The organism is Agrococcus versicolor (assembly GCF_039531815.1).
GTDB lineage: Bacteria > Actinomycetota > Actinomycetes > Actinomycetales > Microbacteriaceae > Agrococcus > Agrococcus versicolor.
On the sequence record NZ_BAAAQT010000001.1, the window covers coordinates 258,006 to 277,052 of the forward strand.

Here is a 19,047-nt window from a genome sequence, read left to right on the forward strand (position 1 = left end):
GAGGGCCCGAGCCGAACGGCCGGGCCCTCTGTCGTGCCACGGGCGCCCGAGCCGCAGCCCGATGCCCGCACGCCACGACGACCAGGGCGGCAGCCCGAACGCCGAACGCAACGAGGGCACGAGCCGCAGCCCGAACGCCGAACGCACCGAGGGCCCGAGCCGCAGCTCGAGCCCTCGAACGCCGGAAGGGCCCGGGCCGAGGCCCGAGCCCTTCCGTCGTGCGTGAGACCTAGCAGGTCTCGAGGTTGAACACCCGGTCGCTCAGCGACGCGGTGCCACCGAGCAGGACGATCTGCGGGTCGCCCAGTCGGTCGACCTCACCCGGGATGGGCTCCCAGAGGCACTCGACCGGCGACACGTAGACCGGCTGGCCTGCGGCTCCGGCGACGGCCGACCCCGCGAGCGCATCCGGGAACCGGACGCCCGTCGCGACGTAGATCCGCTCCACCGGCTCGAGGAACTGCGACTGGGCGACGTTGACGCCGACCTCGTAGCGGTTCGCTCCGTCGAAGCGCTCGACCACGTCGAACCCTGCCGACTCGAACGCCGTGACGTTCGACTGCGGCACCGAGATGGGGCCACCGGCGATGTAGATGTCATCCACGCCCAGGTCGTTCATCGTCTGGACGAGGCCCGGCTGCGGCGAGGTGCCGTAGGTCAGGAGCATCGGCGCGGCGTTCATGCCGGCCGCTGCACCTGCGGTGAGCGCGTCCGCGAACACCGAGCCGCTCGCCACGTACGCCGTGTCGGCGGACGGGAAGGCGTACTCCGCGATGTTGCGCGAGACCTCGTAGCGGTCGGCGCCGCCGATGCGGATCGTCTCCGGTGCGTAGTCCCCCAGGGTGTCGAACACGCTCGGGCTGACCGTGTTCGGTCCGCCCACGAGGACGATGAGGTCGGGCTGCAGGCGCTCGAGCTCCTCGGCCACGATCGTGGGCAGCGATCCCTGGTAGGTCAGGAGGATGGGGGCCTCCTGCTGCGCAGCCGCGGGGGCCGCCGACAGCGCATCCGGGAAGGTCTCGGATGCGGCGACGTAGACCACGCGGGTGCCGAACGGGTAGACGTCCCGTGCGATCTCCACCGCGACCTCGATGCGAGTCGGACCGCCCAGTCGGATGACCGGCTGGTTCGCCTCGCGGATCGCGACGGTGTCGGATGCGGTGCGCGAGCCCTGGACGGCGGTCGCCGTCAGGGTCTGCGGTGCCGCGACCGTCGAGGGCACGGTGAACGCGCCGGTGTAGAGGTGGCCGTCAGGCGCCACCGACACCGGGACGGTGCCGAGGACGGCTCCACCCTGCGTCGTGATCGTCACGACCACTGCCGCGCCGGTCGGGTCCCACCCGAGGCCGTCGAGGGCGATGGTCGAGCCCGGCTCCACCGTGCTCGGCGACACGATGAGCGTCGACGGGCCGGTGGGGATGGAGACGATCGTGATCGTGTCGCGCTCGGTGTCCGAGCCCTGCGTGGCCGTGAACTGGAGCGAGCCCAGCGCGGTCAGCGCAGGCACCGTGAAGGTGCGGGTGAAGGAGCCGTCGGTCGTCGGCACCACCAGGATGCCCTGGAGGGCGCCGGCGGCGTCGACCACCGAGATCGCGACGTTGCCGTCCTCCCAGCCGGAGCCGGTGAGCGTCACCACGTTGCCGCGCTGCGCGAAGTCCGGCGACGCCGTCAGCGTCTCGGGCAGGTCGATCTCGAGGTCGGTCCCGCCCTCGTCCCCGCAGACGCCCGTGGCGACCGCGGTGATGGTGAGGGAGGAGGCCGTCACGGTCGTCGGGACGGTGTAGACGGTGCTCCACTCGCCATCGACGACCGCGAGGCCGGTGATGGTGGCGAGGACCGTCGTGCCGGCGCTGATCGTGACGTCGACGGGGCCGCAGAGGAACCCGTCGCCCGAGATCGTGACCTGCTGACCCGGCGTGGCCGGGTCGGGCGTGACGACGACCGTCGGGTCGGCGACGAGCACTGCCTCGTCGGTCGCCTCGTCGGCACCCTGCTCGGCGGTGATCGTGAGATCGCCGAGCTCGGTGCCCGCGGGGATCGTGAAGGTGCCGGTGATGACGCCACCGGCGTTCGGCGTCAGCGGGAAGGTGCCCACCACGCCGTCCGCGTCCTCCACGGTGACCGTGACCGGCGATGCCGGATCCCAGCCGGTGCCGCCGACCGTGAGCACGTCGCCGACGTGCAGCTGGTCGGGCGAGACCGACACGGTGGGCGCGAGGGTGACCTCGAGCTCCGCCGTGTCGTCGTCGGCGCCCTGCGTGGCCGTGGCCGTCAGCGTGCCGGCGTCGACGCCTGCCGGCACCGCGAAGGTGCCGGAGATGACGCCACCGGTCGGCGTGAGCGTGAGCTCCTCGCCGATCTCCACGCCGTCCTCGTCCGTGAACACGACGGACACGGGCGTGCCGTCGGTCCAGCCGCCGCCGCCGACCGTCACGACGTCGCCGGGGCGAGCCGTGTCGGGGGTGACGGTGACGAAGGGCTCCACGGCGACCGTGAGCGTGTCGAGCGCCTGGTCTCCGTCCTGCACCGCCGTGGCGACGAGGTCGCCGGGGGCCGTGCCTGCGGGGACCGTGAACGAGCCGTCGATGGTGCCGTCGGTCGCGACGGTCGAGATGACGACCGGTGCGCCGACGACGGTGCCGCTGCCGTCGCGGAAGGTCACCGTGACGTCGCCACCGCCGGGCAGCCAGCCGCCGCCGGTGATGTCGACGGTCGCTCCTGCGCGGACGGAGGCGGGGTCGACCGAGACGGTCTGCGCTCCGAAGACCGCGATCGTCTCGGCGGTCGTGTCGTCACCCTGCGTCGCGGTGCCCGTCAGCGAGCCCGCGGGCGTGCCTGCCGGAACCTCGAAGGTGCCGTCGATCGTGCCGTCGTCACCGGGGGTGATGACGACCGGCTCGCCGACCTGGACGCCGTCGGCGTCCGTGAACACGACCGTGACGGGGCCGCCGTCGGCGTCCCATCCGCTGCCGTCGATGGTGACGTCGTCACCACCGCGGACCTCGCCGGGCGACAGGTCGATCGTCTCGGGCTGGTCGACCTCGACGTCCACCGTGTCCTCGTCGCCGCAGGTGCCGGTGGCCTCCGCGGTGATGGTGAGCGTGGTGGCCTCGATGTCGGCCGGGACCTCGAACGTGGTCGACCAGGTGCCGTCTGCGGCGACCGGGACGTCCTCGATGAGCTCGACGACGGTGTCGCCGTCGGCGATCGTCACGTCGACGGGTCCGCAGGCGAACCCGCTGCCCGAGATCGTGATGTCCTCACCGGGGTCGACGGGGTCGGGCGTGACGACGACGGTGGGCTGGCCGATCACGGTGACCGTGTCCTCCACCTCGTCGTCGCCCTGCACCGCGGTGCCCGTGAGAGCACCGTTCGCGGTTCCCGCCGGCACCACGAAGGAGCCGTCGAGGATGCCGTCGGCGCCGACCGTCACGGAGACGGGGGTGCCGACCTGACCGGCGGCGTTCTCGAAGGTGACGAGCACGGTGCCCGCCGCCCAGCCGGTGCCGTCGATGGCGACGGAGTCGCCGACGCGGACCGTGGCGGGTGCCAGGTCGAGCGTCTCGGGCTGGTCGACCTCGACCTCGGTCTCCTCCTCGTCATCGCAGGTGCCGGTGGCGACCGCGGTGATGCGGAGCGACGTGGCGTCGATGTCGGCGGGGACGAGGTACTGGACGGACCAGGTGCCTGCATCCGTGACCGGGACGTCCGTGAAGGACTCGAGCTCGTCCTCGCCGTCGAAGATCGTCACGTCGACGGGTCCGCAGACGAAGCCGCTGCCCGAGATCGTGATGGTGTCACCCGGGTCGACCGGGTCCGGGTCGACGATGATCGTCGGCTCGACGAAGACGACGACGGAGTCGATCGACGGAGGCGTGGTGCCCTGCACGGCGGTGCCCGTGAGGGAGCCGGGTGCGGTGCCGGTCGGCACCGTGAAGGAGCCGTCGATCGTGCCGGTGGCGCTGACCGTCAGGGTGACGGGCTGGCCGACCTGGCCTGCCGCGTTCGTGAACGTCACGACGACGGAGGAGCCGGTCGCCCAGCCACCGCCCGCGATGTCGATGACGTCGCCGATGCGGACCTTCTCGGGGGTGAGCACGAGCGTCTCGGCGAGATCCACCTCGACGTCCTCGCTGTCCGTGTCGCCGCAGCCGGCGGCGGCGGTCGCGGTCGCGGTGATCGTGAGCGTGTTCACCGCGATGTCGGCGGGGACGAGGTAGGTCGTCGACCAGGTGCCGGCCGTGACCGGGACGTCCTCGATGGTCTGGAGCACGGTGGCGCCGCTGCTGACCGTCACCGTGACGGGGCCGCAGAGGAAGCCGCTGCCGGAGATCGTGATGCTCTGACCCGGGTCGACCGGGTCGGGCGTCACGACGACGACCGGGGAGGCGATGATCGTGAGCTCGGCGGATGCGTCCGCCTCGCCCTGGACGGCCGTGGCCGTCAGCTCGCCGACGCCCGTGCCCGCCGGCACGGTGAAGCTGCCGGTGATGGTGCCATTCGTAGCCGGGGTGATGGTGACGGGCGTGCCGACCACCGTGTCACCGTCGCGGAACGTCACGACGACGTCGCCGCCGTCCGCGTCCCATCCAGCGCCACCGATGGTGGTGGTGCCGCCCGCGCGAACCTGCTCGGGGGTGAGGGTGAGGGTCGGGTCGACCGCGGTGGGCTCGACGTTCAGCACCGAGGCGGAGCCGAGCGAGACCGACGCGAGCGGCGAGTCGACGAGTGCGGGCAGCAGGACGACGTCGAGCGCGCGGACGGTGAAGCCCTCGGCGCCGAGGTCGCTCGGCGTCGCGGGCGTCGCGACCGTGGGCTGCGCGTTGACCGTGATGGATGCCACCTGGTCGAGCACGTCGAAGACGCCGCCGAGCGAGCCCACGACGCCGCCGACCGCGGTGCCGAGGTCGCTCACGGCGCTCGTGATGCCGGCGTCGGAGTCCAGGAGGAGGTCATCGACGATGCCTCCGACCGCACCCAGCACGGGGCCGGTGACTGCACCGAGGACCGCGTTGATCACCGTCTGGAGGCCGGCGATGGGGATGCCGACGAGCGCGGTGTCGCTGAGGCTGACCACGCCCTCACCGTCCAGGAACCCGCCGAGGGTGCCCACCACGTTGATCTGCGTCGTCGCGACGGTCGCGCCGAGGAGGCCCGTGACGTTCGCCGGGATGGCGATCGTGATGGCCGAGTCGTCGATCGCGGTCTGGAGCGCCCCGGACAGGTTGCCCGTGATGCCACCGAGCAGCGTCGTGACGGCCGTCGTGACCCGCGTGAGGAGCTCCTCGTCGAGCACGGGCGTGTTGGGGTCGAGGCCGTCGAGGCCGCCAGCGAGCAGCTCGAGGTCGAGGGAGACGGTGCCTCGCGTGAGGTTGATCGTCACGCCGTCGGCGCTGACGAGCTCGACATCGTCCGTCGCAGGGATGTCGTCGAGCAGCTCGTCGACGACCTCCGTCAGGTCTGCGAGCGTCACGGTGGCGGTGCCACCGGTCGCGTCGATGCCGAGGAGGCCGACGCCCAGGAGGTCCACGTCGATGCTGAGGAGGTCGACGACGTCCTCGATGGTGCCGCCGGCACCTCCGAGACCCGCGGCCGCCGTGTTCAGGTCGGTCGTGATGGTCGCGAGGTCGGCGTCGAGCGCGGTGCTCAGGCCCGCGACCGCGGGGCTGTCGAACTCGAGGACCAGGCTCGCGAGCGCGTACTCGTCGGTGACCGTCGTGCCGTCGGTCTGGGCGCGAGCGGCGAAGGCGCCGGCCTCGAGACGCAGCTCGCTGACGATCGCGTCGGTGATGCCTGCGACGCCGAGCTGGTCGAGCACCTGCGTCAGGTCGACGGTGGCGGCGGGCGGGGTGCCGGGCGCCTGGTCGGGGTCGACGGCGATGGCGCCGTCGGCGCCGAGCACGCCGCTCGCGGCGACGGAGGAGCCCGCGGTCGTGGCCGCGTAGCTGCTGAGCGTGCCAGCCTGCCCAAGGGCGAGGAGGCCGTTGTTCGTGCCGCTGTCGATGAGCGGCAGCTGCAGGCCACCCGCGACGCCCACGGACGCGCCGAGCAGCGCGCTGTCCAGGGTGAGGGGGTTCGCCTCGGGGTTCGGCGTCTCGGACGTGCCCGTGTACGACGTCGCGCCGTCGAGCAGTCCGGCGTCGAGGAGGTTCGACGCGAGGACGCGCGCGAGCGCCTGCTCCGGATCCTCTGGCGCGGCTGTCGCTGGCGCGACTCCGAATCCGGCGATCGCGATGGTCGCTGCTGCGACTCCCGCGATCGGCTTCCATGCTGCTGTGCGTCGCATCGGGGCCCCCTGTGGCTGACGGGTGAGGTGTCCTCAGTGCGAAACGTACCCCGAGCGACCCCCCGCGCATAGAGTCGCGGCGCCCAGGACCCAGGTGTACACTTCCGCCGCCTGAGGTGTCCTCTCGTTGGCCGGTCCGCCATCCGCGATTCCGCGAGATCAGGCGGGGACGAGTCCTGCGATGCGGTCAGGAGCGTCGGTGGCGCCGCCGAGAATTCATGTCGCGCCACGCCCGGACGCGCCTGCCGGACGCGCGAAGACGCCCCGGAGCGCGATGCTCCAGGGCGTCTCGGGGGACAGCGGGTGACGGGCTAGGCGGCGTCCGCCGTGATGCCCGACGTCGAGGCGATGACGTCGCGCATCTTGCGCTCGAACGCCTCGAAGAACATCGACAGCGGGAACTCGTCGTCCATGACCAGATCGGTCATCTCGCGGGGCGTGCCCGTGAGCGGCAGGTCGCCCGCCTTCCATGCCGACGCCGGGTGCGGCTCGACCGTCGCTGAGACGAGCTCGTACGCCGCGAGCCAGTGCGCGATCTTCGGACGGTCGATCGAGCGCCAGTAGAGCTGCTCGATCGCGGCGCCCAGCTCGTTCACCATGTCGGGCACGGCATCCCAGTCGAAGGCGAGCTGCGTGTCCGTCCAGTGCAGCACACGGCGCTGGTGCAGCCAGGCGAAGAGCAGCTGACCGCCGAGGCCGTCGTAGTTGCGCACGCGCGAGCCCGTGATGGAGAAGCGGAAGATGCGGTCGAAGATGACGGCGAACTGCACGAGGCGCGCGCGCTGGATGAGCAGCTCGTCCTCGTCGCTGCGCACGTCCTGCGCCTTGAGGCGTCGCTCGATCGCCACCGACTCGCGGAAGGCGGTCAGGTCGCAGCGCAGCTCCTCGAGCGAGTAGAGGAAGAACGGCATGCGCTGCTTGATCATGAACGGGTCGAACGGCAGGTCGCCGCGCATGTGGGTGCGGTCGTGGATGAGGTCCCACATGACGAAGACCTCCTCCGTCAGCCGCTGGTCGTCGAGCATGTCGGCGACGTCGGCCGGCAGCTCGAGCCGCGTGACGTCGACGGCGGCGCGCACGACGCGGCGGAAGCGGGCGGCCTCGCGGTCCTGGAAGATCGCGCCCCACGTGAACGACGGCGTCTCGCGCATCGCGACGGTCTCGGGGAAGAGCACGGCGGAGTTCGTGTCGTAGCCCGCGGTGAAGTCGATGAAGCGCAGGGGCACGAACAGGGCGTTCGAGTAGTCGGTCGCCTCGAGCTCGGCGATGAAGTCGGGCCAGATGACCTCGACGAGCACGGCCTCGACGAGCCGGTTCGACGACCCGTTCTGCGTGTACATGGGGAAGACGACGAGATGCTGGAGGCCGTCGACGCGGTGCTGCTGCGGCTGGAAGCGCATGAGCGCGTCGAAGTGGTCGGGCACGTCGAAGCCCCGATCCGCCCATCGCTCGAAGTCGACGGCCGACTGCTCGAGGTAGTCGGCGTCGTGCGGGAAGAGCGGTGCGAGCTCGCGCATGCCCTCGACGAGGTCGGCGACGTGGCCGCGGGCGGCGGCGTGCCGGCCGGCGTCCTCGATCGCGCCCGACTTCGACTGCAGGGGCTGCAGCGCGGTGGCGGCGGCCTTGAGTCGCTGCCACGCGGGGTGCGCGGCGAGCTCGGTGGTGCTGAGGGGCGTGGCGATGGTCACGTCGTCAGGGCCTTCCTGGTGGCGATGCTGGGGGATCCATCCAGCGTAGGAAGGAGCGGCCGCACAAGCATTGCGCGCGGAGGCGGCTTTCCTGCACGTTCCGTGCGTCGCGACGATTCCGGGCGCGGAGCGCAGGTGCGTTGCGTCGGACCCCTCAGGGGTTCGCGCTGCGACGTCGCTAGGCTCCTGGCCGCAGGCGGATGCGACCGTCGGCGCACGATCGACGAGAGGACCGCGGGCATGATCACCGCCGACGACACGACGCTGGCGGCACGCCCCGAGCAGTTCGAGCTGGCCGCCGGCCCGCAGGCGCGGCTCTTCCGCCTCATGGCGGTCGCCGACGCGATCCTGTTCGCAGGGGTCGCGATCGCGGCGCTCACGGTGTGGCAGGAGCGCGCGCTCGGCATCGCCGCCGCGGTGCTCGTGGTCGTCGCTCCCGTCACGCTGCTGTGGGTCGCGGGCCGCGTGCGCGCATGGCGGCTGCGCGACGGCCGTCCGCTCGCGAACCGCGTCGTGCCGATCGCGGCCGACCCCGACGAGACGTTCGAGCGCCTCGCCACCGGCGACCCCGCGATCTACACGCCGATCCAGCTCGGCTCGAATCGCCTCGGTCCGTCCGTGCGCACCTTCTCGGACCTCGAGCGACGCGTCACGTACGTGGTCGTCACGCGGTCGGGCAGCGGGTCGACGCTCGACGCATCGCCCATCCTCGAGCTCCACGGCGAGCAGCACGACGCCCTGCTCGCCGCGCTCGCACGCGGCCTGGGGCGCGCGGCGGACTGACGCGCGGCGGACCGATCCGCGACGGATCGTCCGCCGTCAGACGGATCCGCGGCGGTCAGGCGAGCAGCGCCACCGCGAGCCCGGCGAGCCACGACACGACGGCGACGCCGCACGCGATGGCGGGCCAGCGGATCGCGCGGCGCCTGCGGGCGAGCTGCACGCCGGCCCCGACGAGCCCCACCACGACGGCGGCGAGCGGCACGCCGAGCATGAGCAGCGCGGCGAGCGGCCCCGACGCCGTGTCGCACGGCTGCAGGTCGACCGGGCACGGCTGCGCCAGCACGAACAGCGGCAGCAGCGCGAGCGTGCCGAGCGCACCGAGCAGCGCGACGGACAGGATCATGAGCGCGACGACCCGCATCGGGCTCTCGGCCCGCGCCAGCTGCGGCGAGATGCTGCCTGCGTCCATGCGATGCCCCCTCGGTCGAGCCCAGCATCGCACGCGCCCCGCGGCCGGAGCACGCACGACGACGCCCCCGCGGATCCGCGAGGGCGTCGTCGTGCATGCGGCTGCGAGGGGGTCAGCCCTGCGTGGCGGCCGCCCTGCGTCGAGCGACGAGCACGCCGGCGCCTGCGACGAGCAGCAGCATCGCCGCGAGCAGCGCACCGCCGATCTCCTCGCCCGTGACGGGCAGCGAGCCCGCGCCGTTCCCGGCACCACCGGCGACCGGCGGCGCGACGGGCGGCGTGGCCGTCGGCGGCGTGGCCGTCGGCGGGACGGCGACCGCGGCGACCGTGAACGCACGGCCGTCGGTGGGTGCCGAGCGGTCGGCGCCGTCGCCCGTGAACTGCGTCGCCGTGGCGATGTAGTCGCCTGCGCCGAGCTCGATCGAGGCGGTCCAGCGGCCGTCCTCGCCCACGGTGGCCTCGACGGATGCGCCGTCGAACTCACCCTCGGCGCCCGTCGGCGGGAGCGCCGACGAGATCGCGACCGCGACCGTGGCGCCGGCGACGCCGGTGCCCGTGAAGGTCACGGTGGAGCCGTCGACGACCGGGGCGTCGAGCGTGGGGGCTGCCAGCGTCTCGACTCCGGGCGCGACGCCGAAGAAGATCGTGCGGCCGATGTCGTTCGCCACGAGCTCGCCATCGGCATCCAGCTGACGCGTGAACGTGTTCGCGAAGTCCTGGCCGACGGGAAGGCCCGTGAAGATCGCCGTGACCTCGAACGAGCCGTCGTCCTCGACGATCGCGGAACCCGCCTCGCCGAGGCCGCCACGTCCGTCGAAGTACAGCACCGTGACGGTGTTGCCCGCGACGCCGGTGCCGACGAATGCGACGCCGTCCGTGGGATCGGCGATGACGTCGCCCTCCTCGGGGGAGGTCAGCGTGAAGTCGACGAGCGGAGCGGGAGCGGACGGCAGGACGATGTCGACGAAGCGGCTGCCGGGGCGCTCGACGCCGGTGGGGCTCGTCGCCGTCGCCGAGACGCGGATCTCGGTCTCGCCGAAGTTCGCGTCCGAGAAGTCCGTCGTCGGGATGGTCCAGGTGCCGTCCTCCGCGATGGTCGTCGTGCCGGCGAGGTAGGAGCCGAGCTGCTGGCCGCTGTAGCGCAGCGTGACGGTGTCGCCGGCGACGCCGGTGCCGGTGAAGGCGGGCGTCGTGGTGGCGACGCGGTCGCCGCTCTGCGGGCTGGTCACCGTGAACGGCGAGGCCTCGACCGGGGCGATGGCGAAGTTGATCGTGCGACCGATCTCGACGGATGCGGGCGTGCCGTCCGGCGTGAACTGGCGCGTGAAGGTGTTCGCGAACGTCTGCCCGGCGGGCAGCTCGCGGAACGTCGCGAAGACGTCGTAGCGGCCATCGAGACCGACCTGGGCGGTGCCGGCGAGCGCGACGCCGCCGCGACCGTCGAAGTAGCGCACCGTGACGGTGTTGCCCACGTCGCCGGTGCCCACGAAGTGCACGATGTTCAGGAAGTCTGCGCGGGTCTCGCCGTCGAGGGGCGACTCGAGCGTGAACTCGGCGGCGGCCGGGACCGGCGCCGTCGGGAAGTCGATGGTGATGAAGAAGGCGCCGGTCTCGGCGCCGCCGGGCGCGTTCTCCGTCACGCGCACGCGCGTCGACGTCTCACCGGGGTTGGCCGATGCGAAGCTCGTCGCCGTCGACCAGGCACCCTCGTCGTCGACGATGGCGGTGCCCGCGGTGTACGAGCCGAGGTTCTGCCCGCTGTAGGTCAGGGTCACGGTGCTGCCCGTCGTGCCGAGGCCCGAGAAGGTGGGCGTCGTCGAGTCGACGGTCGAGAGGTTCGCGGGGCTCGTCACCGAGAACGGCTGCTCGACGGCGGATGCGGCGGGCGCTGCGATGAGGGCTGCGGTCGCCACGAGGGCGACGGACACCCCCGTCGCTGCGAATCGCGTTCGGAGCGAGCGGCGTCCGCGCCGCTCCCTCGTGGTCATGTCGTGGGTCATCGTCGACTCTTCCATGCTCGGAGGCGTCATCCACCCGAGCGGTTGCAGGGTGATGCTCCTCGTGCTGGTGGTTCGCCGCGAAGGGCCCGTTCGGCCTGTGCCGATTCGGCCAATGATTCGATCGATGCGTTGGGTGAACACCTGCTGGCGGGTCGCCAGCGCGTCTGATCCCTAGAAGATCATCGGCCGGTCGTCGTCGAGCTCGGTCTCGACGTCGATGTCGACGACGACCGGCACGTGATCGCTCGGGGCGTCGCCCGAGCGTTCGCCCGAGTCGATGCGCGCTGCCGTGACGAGCTCGGCGAACGACGGGGTGCCGAGCACGAAGTCGATGCGCATGCCCTCACCCTTCTGCCAGCGCCCGGCCTTGTAGTCCCAGTAGGTGTAGCCGGCGGCCCGGTCGCGCACGACGTCGGTGAGCCCGGCCTCCTCGAAGGCGCGGAAGGCGGCACGCTCGGGCCCGCTCACGTGCGTCGAGCCCTCGAAGGCTGCGATGTCCCACACGTCGTGGTCGAACGGCGCGATGTTGAAGTCGCCCATGAGCGCGAGGCGCTCGTGCCTCCAGCCCTTGGCGTGCGCGGCGAGGATGCGCAGCCACTCGAGCTTGTAGACGAGGTGCGGGTGCTCGAGGTCGCGCCCGTTCGGCACGTACAGGCTCCACAGGCGGACGCCCTCGACGGTGGCCGCCATGGCGCGCGCCTCGACCACGGGCTCGCCGGTGTTCGCGTAGCCGGGCTGGTCGTCGAACTGGCGCACGACGTCGAGCATCGGCAGCCGGGAGGCGATCGCGACGCCGTTCCACTGGTTCGTGCCGTGCGCCTCCACGTGGTACCCGGCGGCCTCGAAGGCCTCGTACGGGAACTGGTCGACGCGGCACTTGATCTCCTGCATCGCCAGCACGTCGACGTCCGAACGCTCGAGCCAGTCGACGATCCGCCCGACACGGGTGCGGACGGAGTTCACGTTCCAGGTCGCGACGCGCATGGTGCCAGCCTATTTCGTCGAGCGCCGCGGCCCGCCTCCCACCCGTGCGAACGGAGCTTCCACCACCTGCTCCCTGAGGTGCGAGCGCAGTGCCCACCCGCCGCTCCCTGAGGTGCGAGTGCAGCGTCCGCCCGCCGCTCTCTGAGGTGCGAGTGCAGCGTCCGCCCGCCGCTCTCTGAGGTGCGAGTGCTGCGTCCGCCCGCCGCTCTCTGAGGTGCGAGTGCTGCGTCCGCCCGCCGCTCTCTGAGGTGCGAGTGCTGCGTCCGCCCACCGCTCCCTGAGGTGCGAGCGAAGCGAGCCTCGAAGGGACCCTTCGAGACGGCTGCTCGCTGCGCTCGCGGCCTCCTCAGGGAGCGGGAGGGATGGCGTGCCTCCTCCTCCCGCCCGCTCCCTGAGGTGCGAACGCAGTGCCCGCCCGCCGCTCCCTGAGGTGCGAGCGCAGCGTCCACCCACCGCTCCCTGAGGTGCGAACGGAGTGAGCCTCGAAGGGACCCTTCGAGACGGCTGCTCGCTGCGCTCGCGGCCTCCTCAGGGAGCGGGAGGGGATGGCGTGCGGCGTCCTCCCGCCCGCTCCCTGAGGTGCGAACGGAGCGTCCGCCACCCGCTCCCTGAGGTGCGAACGGAGTGAGCCTCGAAGGGTCAGCCCGCCAGCGCCATCTCGCTCGGCGCCGCGTCGAGCTCGCCCTCGGCGACGATCTCGCCCGACTCGAGGTCGACGGCGACGATGCGGCTCGAGGCCGGATCGGTCACGTAGGCGGTGTGGTCGTCGATCAGCAGGTACGGGTGCGCGTCCTGCCACTCGGCCGGGCCCTCCCACGCGTCGATCGCCGGGATGGACCGCGCGAGCTCGCCGGTCTCGCCGTCGAGCATGTGCAGCGCGCCGTCGGTGCCGATGAGCCACGCGTCGCCATGGTGGTCGCGCTCGACGCCCTGCCACGTGTACTCCACGCCCTCCGGCAGGTCGAGGATCTCCCACGTGCCGGCGGCGGTGTCGACCATGCCGACGCGGTGCAGCAGCGAACCCTCTGCGTCGGGGTCGTCGCGGTAGTCGACGAAGGCGATGGGCGACTCGTCGGTCACGTACGCGTTGCCGACGCGGCCGAACTCGTCGGGGCTGTCGAGCTTCTGGAACTCGCCGCCCGTGAAGAGCAGCACGCCGTCCTGGCAGCCGAAGAGCACGTGCTCGTCGGCCGCGACGCCCTCGCCGTGCACCGAGGGGCACTCCTCGAAGCGTGCGAGCTCGGTGCCGTCGGCGTCGAGGTGCCGCACGCCCGTGCGCGACTCCTCGTCGCCGAGCGTCGACAGCAGCGTGCCGTCGGCGAGCTCGACCGCGACGCCGTGGTGGGCGGCGGCCGACTCGTACGCGTCCATGTCGGCGGGCAGCGCATCCGAGTCGGTCAGCGCATCCGTGTCGAACGCCCAGTAGTCGCCGGTCGCGTCGTCGAAGAGCACGGTGCGGCCGTCGTGCAGCACGACGTGGCCTGCCGCGTCGCCCTCGAAGACGGCGCCGGTGAGGGACGGCTCGTCGCCGGAGGTGGCGCCGGTGGCGAGCACCTCGAAGCCCTGGCTCGTCGTGACGAAGACGTGCTCGCCGTCGCCCGCGGGATTGACGCGCAGGAAGCCGTCGATCGGCACGTCGCCGACCGGCTCGAGCGTCTCGGCGTCGAGCACGACGACGCCGCCGTCGGTCGTGAGCGCGAGACGCGCGCTCGCCTCCGCTGCCTCTGCGGACTGCGACTCGGAGGCGGCGGGCTCGCCGGAGCCCGTCGAGCAGGCGGCGAGGGCGAGGCCCGCCGCGGCCGCGATGGCGAAGGCGCTCGTGGCGCGCCGTCGCAGTCGGTGCTGGGGGATGGTCATGGGATTCCTCTCGGTGGGGGAGTGCGGCGATGCCGCGGGGTCGATGCGCCCGCCCGACCGGGGCGGGCGGTGGTGGGGTCGGCTCAGCCGAGGGCGTCGACGATGCGCTCGCCGTTCGCGGTCATGAGCTCGAGGTAGGTGGCGGCGCCGCCGCCGGGCTCGGTGAGCGACTCGGTGAAGAGCGACTCGACGCGCACGTCGAGGCCCGCCTCCTCCGCGAGCACCTGGATGAGGCGGTCGGGCTGCGACGACTCGGCGAAGAGCACGGGCACTGCCGCCTCGCGGATCGCGTCTGCGAGCTCGTCGAGGTCCGAGGCGCTCGGCGCCGCGAGCGTCGAGCCGCCGGGGATGACGGCGCCGACGATGCGGAAGTCGTAGCGCTCGGCGAGGTAGCCGAACACGTGGTGGTTCGTGACGAGCACGCGTCGCTCCGGCCCCAGCGTCTCGAAGGCCGCCGCGAGGTCGGCGTCGAGCGCCTCGACGTCCGCGCGGTAGGCGTCCGCGGCCTCGGCGAGGCCCGCGACGTCGATGCCGTCGACGTGCTCGGCGAGCTCGGCCTCGAGGGCGTCGACGACCGAGCGCATCTGCGTCGGATCCGTCCACCAGTGCGGGTCGGGACCCGACGCATCCTCCGTGGCGTACTCGAGCACGTCGACGGCGTCGCCCGCCTCGACGATGGGAACGCCCGCGGCCTCGGCGGCCTCCACGTGCTGCGTCAGCCCCTCCTCGAGGCCGAGCCCGTTCGCGACCACGAGGTCGGCACCCTCCATGGCCGCCGCCTGCTGCGCCGAGATCTCGAACGAGTGCGGGTCGGAGTTCGGCGGCATGAGGGTCGCGACCTCGACCTGATCGCCTACGAGGGCGTCGACGACGTCGCCGAGGATGTTCGTCGTCACGACGATGCGCGGCCCCTCGGATGCGGGGGCGCACGCGGCGAGGGCGCCGGCGGCGAGCGCGGCGCTCGCGATGGCGGCGAGCGTGCGGGCGGTGCGCCTCATCGTCCGACCTCCGCGACGTGGGCGGCGGCCAGCGGCAGCGTGCGGGCGATGCGCGCGGCGTCGGCGTAGTCGATCTCGAGGACCGTGCCGTCGGTGGCGACGGGCACGTAGGCGCGGCTGGCGTCGACCTCGATCGTCGGCGTCAGGCCCCGCGCGAGCGCGGCGGCGAGCACGGGCTCGGTCGCGCCGAGCTGCGCGCCCGTCGCGTCGAGGGCGAGGATGCGACCATCCGTCGCGGCGGCGACGACGTGGCCGTCGGCGTCGTCGACGGCGGCGACGTGCGCGAGCGGCGTCGGCGTGGGCACGAGCGTCCAGGTGCGCTCGCGGGTGTCGAGCAGCCAGAATCCGACCGTGCCGCCGACGGCGGCGACCGAGGGGCGGCCGGGGCGGCCGTCGAGGGTCGTCGCGATCGTCGACGGATCGGTGCCAGCGGGGTAGGGGATGGCCTCGAGCGGCGCGTCCTCGGCGGTCGCGAGCACGGCGCCCTCGGCGCAGGCGACGGCGATGCCGACGCGCGTCGTCATCGCATCCGTCGGGCTCGTGCAGGTCGCGGGCTCGCCGAGCTTCTCGCCCGCGTGGTCCACGAGCCGCACGCCGGCGTCGTCGGCGAGGAGGATGGCGTCGCCCAACGGGATCGCGGCCACGGCATCCGCGTCGATGCGCCCCAGCTCGGTCACCTCGCCCTGGCCGAGGTCGGCGCGGTCGAGCACGATGACCTCGTCCGAGCCGCTCGCCACGACGACCGTGACGGTCTCGGTCGAGGCGATGCGCACGGGTCCGGTGGCGTCGAGCGTCGCGGCGACGCGCGGCTCGGCCCGGTAGTAGTGCGAGTGGTCGCCGTGCTCGACCGTCCAGGCACCCGAGTCGACGATCGCGATGCCGTCGTCGGTCGAGGCGGCGACGAAGCGGCCGTCGGCGTCCGTCTGCTGCACGAAAGCGAGCCCCGCGACCTCCGCCGACTCCTCCGTGAGGAGGTCGAGCATCGTCACCGCGCCGTCGTCGCCGACGCCCACGAGGCCGAGCTGCGGCTCCTCGTGCTCGCTCGCGCCCGCGACGTAGCCGTGGGGCGTGGACTCGGCGCTCGCTCCGCCGCCCGGCGGCTGCGCGGAGCACGCCACGAGGGTGAGCGACGCGGCAGCGGCGACGGCGGCGACGTGCGCGGCGCGGCTCGTGGTGCGGGGGATGCTGCGGGTCATGCGGTCCTCTCGGGGACGGTGACGGGGTGCGGGATGGGGGAGGTCGCGGCCGCGTCGGCGGCGGTGGTCTCCCGGGCGGTGCGGCCGACGAGCGCGTGGAGGAGCGCCGACGCGACGAGCAGCCCGACCGCGACGAGCGCGATCGACGCGCCCGCGGCCGTCGCGAGATGCCAGGAGGCGAGGAGGCCGCCCACGACGGCGAGCGCGCCGATCGCGGCGCCTCCGACCATCGCGGCGGGCATGCTGCGCGCCCAGAGCGCCGCCGCGGCCGGCGGCGCGACGAGCAGCGCGACGACGAGCAGCGTGCCGACCGCCTGGTACGAGGCGACGACGGCGACGATCACCAGCGCCGAGAGGCCGAGCCGTGCGAGGCGGGGGCGCATGCCGAGCGTCGTGGCGACGCGCTCGTCGAACGCGAGGGCGACGAGCGGTCGGTGCAGTGCGGCGGCGACGACGATCGTCGCGACGAGGCCCGCGCCGAGGGCGACGAGCTCGCCGCCGCGGATCGCGAGCACGTCGCCGAAGAGCATGGCGGTGACGTCGGTGGCGAAGGAGCCGGAGTGCGACACGACGATGACGCCGGTCGCGAGCATCCCGACGAACGCGATGCCGATCGCCGTGTCGTGCTGCATGCGGGAGCGGCGCGTGAGCCAGCCGATGCCGAGGCCCATGACGGCGGCGCTCATGGCGGCGCCGACGAGCGGGGATGCGCCGACGAGCGTCGCGATCGCGACGCCGGGCAGCATCCCGTGGCCGAGGGCCTCGCCGAGGAAGGCCATGCCGCGCGCGACGACCCACGCGCCGGCGATCGCGCAGATCGTCGCGGCGAGGACGCCGCCGAGCAGCGCGCGAGCGAAGAAGGCCGTCTCGAACGGCTCCAGGATCCAGGACACGATCACACGGTAACGATAACGATTCTCAAAGTACAATCGGAGGATGAGGACGATCGAGCTCCATCACGTCACCGCCCATCGCGGCGCCCGGCCCGCCCTCGACGACGTCGGCGCGTCGTTGCCGAGCGGCGCGATCACGGCGCTCGTCGGCGACAACGGCTCGGGCAAGTCGACGCTGCTCGAGGTCCTCGCCGGCACCCTGCCGCACGCCGGCCGCATCGACGGGCTGCCGGCTCGCCGCGCGCTCGTCGTGCAGCGCACCGACCTCGGCGACCGCCTGCCGCTCACGGCGCACGCGACCGTCGCGATGGGGCTGTGGGCCGAGCGCGGGCTGCTCGGCCGCCTGCGTGCCGCCGACCGTGCGCGCGTCGATGCCGCGCTCGACGCCGTCTGCATGCGCGAGCTCGCCGGCGCCGGGCTCTCGACCCTCTCCGGCGGGCAGCGGCAGCGCGTGCTCGTCGCGCAGGGCATCGTGCAGGACGCATCCCTCGTGCTCCTCGACGAGCCGACCGCCTCCGCCGACGCCGCCTCGCGCGACCGCATCGACGCCGCGCTGCGCGCCCTCGCGCTGCGCGGCGCCACGGTCGTCGTCGCCACCCACGACCGCGCGAGCCTCGCGCGCGCCGACCACGCCGTGCTGCTCGACCGGGGCCGCGTCGTGGTGGAGGGGGCACCGGCGGTCGTCGCCGCGGCGCAGGCCCGCCGGGCGGCGGAGGCGCTCGCCCTCGGGTGAGGCTCGCCGAGATGCGCGGCTGAGCGGTGTGCCGTGGACGCATCGTCCTCGCCGCCTCGCTCAACCGCGCATCTCAGCGCGCTCGCTCGGCGCGAGGCTGGTGAGATGTGCCGCTCAGCGGTGAGGCGCGGACGCATGGCCAGCGCCGCGCCGCTCGGCGACGCATCTCGCCGCGGCGCACCCGCGAGGCGCATGCGCAGCCCATGCCCTCCGATCGGGCAGGATGGCGACATGGCGCTGCCGCTCCGCGAGCTCTACCTCGACGCGCTCGAGCTGTTCACCGCCGAGGCGCTCGCGGCCGCGGACTCGATCGGTCTCCCGTCCGCGTGCGATGGCTGGACGATCGCCGACGTCGTGCTCCACGTGGTCGCCACCCAGCGCAGCAACGTGATCGCCCCGCTCGAACGCACCGCCGATCCCGTCGGACCCACCTCCGAGCGCGCCGACCTCCCCGCCGTCCGCGCCATCGGCGCGTGGGAGCGCACCGCCCGCGAGGCGATGACGATCGTCGACGCGTGCGCCGACGACGAGGTCGCCCTCCTGTACTTCCCCACGATGGACCTCGTGATGCACGCGTGGGACGTGCGGTGGGGCATCGCTCGCATCGGGCTCGCGTCGCCGCTCGACCTCCCGGACCCGCTGCTCGCCTTCGCCGAGGGGCTGCCGTCGCGCGTGCACGACGAGCACGTGCGCAACGACGTCGTGTTCGCCCCGGCGCTGACCGCGCCCGCCGGCGCCTCGCGCACCGCCGTCGTCATGGCGTGGGCGGGCCGGGAGGTCTGAGGCGCGCGTGCGCGTCGAACCCGCCGTGTCCCGAGCGAGGCATGGCACGCTGTCGGCATGGAGCACGCATGGGCCATCCCGTATGTCGAGGCGTACGACGGGCGCCGCCGGCTGGTGACCGTCGACGTCATCGTCGATGCCGAGCGCAGCCGGTCGACCTCCGTCGTGGTCGCGATCGATGGTCGAGCGTTCCGCTCCCCTCACGGTCGCAGCCTCTTCGAGATCCCGGCCGAGCGCCCGGTGCACTGCTCCGTGCACCTCCAGCACGTCGACGGCAGCACGCTGCGAGGCAACTCCGAGGTCGAGCAGGTGGCCATCGCGATCATCCCTCCATCGCCGGATGCGATGCACCTCGTGTATCGGGGTCGCGACGAGGTGAGCATCACGCGGCTGGGCTGACGCGAGGAGCGGGATCGCCGTCGGCGCAAGCGACGGCGC

General features: G+C 73.1%; 13 protein-coding genes. 4 read left to right on the forward strand and 9 right to left on the reverse strand.

The annotated features are described in order from the left end of the window. Positions 1-229: 229 nt before the first annotated feature. Positions 230-6,286, reverse strand: a complete 6,057-nt coding sequence (locus ABD249_RS01265; RefSeq protein WP_344339486.1) for a cell wall-binding repeat-containing protein — start codon at positions 6,284-6,286, stop codon at positions 230-232. Positions 6,287-6,597: 311 nt separating this feature from the next. Further along, positions 6,598-7,974: a DUF6421 family protein gene (locus ABD249_RS01270; RefSeq protein WP_344339488.1), complete on the reverse strand. Its 1,377-nt coding sequence runs from the start codon at positions 7,972-7,974 to the stop codon at positions 6,598-6,600. A 240-nt stretch (positions 7,975-8,214) separates the two neighbouring features. Here ABD249_RS01270 and ABD249_RS01275 point away from each other — a divergent pair, with 240 nt between their 5' ends. Continuing rightward, positions 8,215-8,757 (forward strand): hypothetical protein, encoded by a 543-nt coding sequence (locus ABD249_RS01275; RefSeq protein WP_344339491.1) that lies wholly within the window; start codon positions 8,215-8,217, stop codon positions 8,755-8,757. Between the two features lie 55 nt (positions 8,758-8,812). Here ABD249_RS01275 and ABD249_RS01280 read toward each other — a convergent pair whose 3' ends face one another. The 7 genes from ABD249_RS01280 to aztB form a co-directional block, all read right to left on the reverse strand. Beyond that, positions 8,813-9,166, reverse strand: coding sequence for a hypothetical protein (locus ABD249_RS01280; RefSeq protein WP_344339493.1), 354 nt, complete (start codon positions 9,164-9,166; stop codon positions 8,813-8,815). 112 nt (positions 9,167-9,278) lie between these two features. Then, positions 9,279-11,093 (reverse strand): LPXTG cell wall anchor domain-containing protein, encoded by a 1,815-nt coding sequence (locus ABD249_RS01285; protein WP_344339494.1) that lies wholly within the window; start codon positions 11,091-11,093, stop codon positions 9,279-9,281. 243 nt (positions 11,094-11,336) lie between these two features. Continuing rightward, positions 11,337-12,149 carry an exodeoxyribonuclease III gene (locus ABD249_RS01290; RefSeq protein ID WP_344339496.1) on the reverse strand — a complete coding sequence of 271 codons (813 nt, stop codon included), beginning with the start codon at positions 12,147-12,149 and terminating at the stop codon, positions 11,337-11,339. A 639-nt stretch (positions 12,150-12,788) separates the two neighbouring features. Further along, positions 12,789-14,006 carry a hypothetical protein gene (locus ABD249_RS01295; RefSeq protein WP_344339499.1) on the reverse strand — a complete coding sequence of 406 codons (1,218 nt, stop codon included), beginning with the start codon at positions 14,004-14,006 and terminating at the stop codon, positions 12,789-12,791. 83 nt (positions 14,007-14,089) lie between these two features. Continuing rightward, positions 14,090-15,004 (reverse strand): zinc ABC transporter substrate-binding protein AztC, encoded by a 915-nt coding sequence (aztC, locus tag ABD249_RS01300; protein ID WP_344339502.1) that lies wholly within the window; start codon positions 15,002-15,004, stop codon positions 14,090-14,092. Beyond that, a complete protein-coding gene (locus ABD249_RS01305) occupies positions 15,001-16,200 on the reverse strand; it encodes an ABC transporter (RefSeq protein WP_344339505.1) in 1,200 nt (399 codons plus the stop codon). Before ABD249_RS01305 ends, aztC begins: the two co-directional genes overlap by 4 nt. Beyond that, a complete protein-coding gene (aztB, locus tag ABD249_RS01310; RefSeq protein WP_344339507.1) occupies positions 16,197-17,093 on the reverse strand; it encodes a zinc ABC transporter permease AztB in 897 nt (298 codons plus the stop codon). The genes ABD249_RS01305 and aztB overlap by 4 nt, the downstream gene beginning before the upstream one ends. Before the next feature lie 43 nt (positions 17,094-17,136). On the opposite strand from aztB, the gene ABD249_RS01315 reads away from it, so the two are divergent. The 3 genes from ABD249_RS01315 (at position 17,137) to ABD249_RS01325 (ending at position 19,008) form a co-directional block, all read left to right on the forward strand. Next, a complete protein-coding gene (locus ABD249_RS01315) occupies positions 17,137-17,826 on the forward strand; it encodes a metal ABC transporter ATP-binding protein (RefSeq protein WP_344339509.1) in 690 nt (229 codons plus the stop codon). 231 nt (positions 17,827-18,057) lie between these two features. Then, positions 18,058-18,609: a maleylpyruvate isomerase N-terminal domain-containing protein gene (locus ABD249_RS01320; RefSeq protein ID WP_344339511.1), complete on the forward strand. Its 552-nt coding sequence runs from the start codon at positions 18,058-18,060 to the stop codon at positions 18,607-18,609. Positions 18,610-18,666: 57 nt separating this feature from the next. Beyond that, positions 18,667-19,008: a hypothetical protein gene (locus ABD249_RS01325; RefSeq protein ID WP_344339513.1), complete on the forward strand. Its 342-nt coding sequence runs from the start codon at positions 18,667-18,669 to the stop codon at positions 19,006-19,008. Positions 19,009-19,047: the final 39 nt, after the last annotated feature.

Coding starts and splice junctions, on each gene's coding strand:
- ABD249_RS01265 (WP_344339486.1), bottom strand. CDS start 6,286: ATGCGACGCACAGCAGCATGGAAGCCGATCGCGGGAGTCGCAGCAGCG.
- ABD249_RS01275 (WP_344339491.1), top strand. CDS start 8,215: ATGATCACCGCCGACGACACGACGCTGGCGGCACGCCCCGAGCAGTTC.
- ABD249_RS01280 (WP_344339493.1), bottom strand. CDS start 9,166: ATGGACGCAGGCAGCATCTCGCCGCAGCTGGCGCGGGCCGAGAGCCCG.
- ABD249_RS01290 (WP_344339496.1), bottom strand. CDS start 12,149: ATGCGCGTCGCGACCTGGAACGTGAACTCCGTCCGCACCCGTGTCGGG.
- ABD249_RS01295 (WP_344339499.1), bottom strand. CDS start 14,006: ATGACCATCCCCCAGCACCGACTGCGACGGCGCGCCACGAGCGCCTTC.
- aztC (WP_344339502.1), bottom strand. CDS start 15,004: ATGAGGCGCACCGCCCGCACGCTCGCCGCCATCGCGAGCGCCGCGCTC.
- ABD249_RS01305 (WP_344339505.1), bottom strand. CDS start 16,200: ATGACCCGCAGCATCCCCCGCACCACGAGCCGCGCCGCGCACGTCGCC.
- ABD249_RS01315 (WP_344339509.1), top strand. CDS start 17,137: ATGAGGACGATCGAGCTCCATCACGTCACCGCCCATCGCGGCGCCCGG.
- ABD249_RS01320 (WP_344339511.1), top strand. CDS start 18,058: ATGGCGCTGCCGCTCCGCGAGCTCTACCTCGACGCGCTCGAGCTGTTC.
- ABD249_RS01325 (WP_344339513.1), top strand. CDS start 18,667: ATGGAGCACGCATGGGCCATCCCGTATGTCGAGGCGTACGACGGGCGC.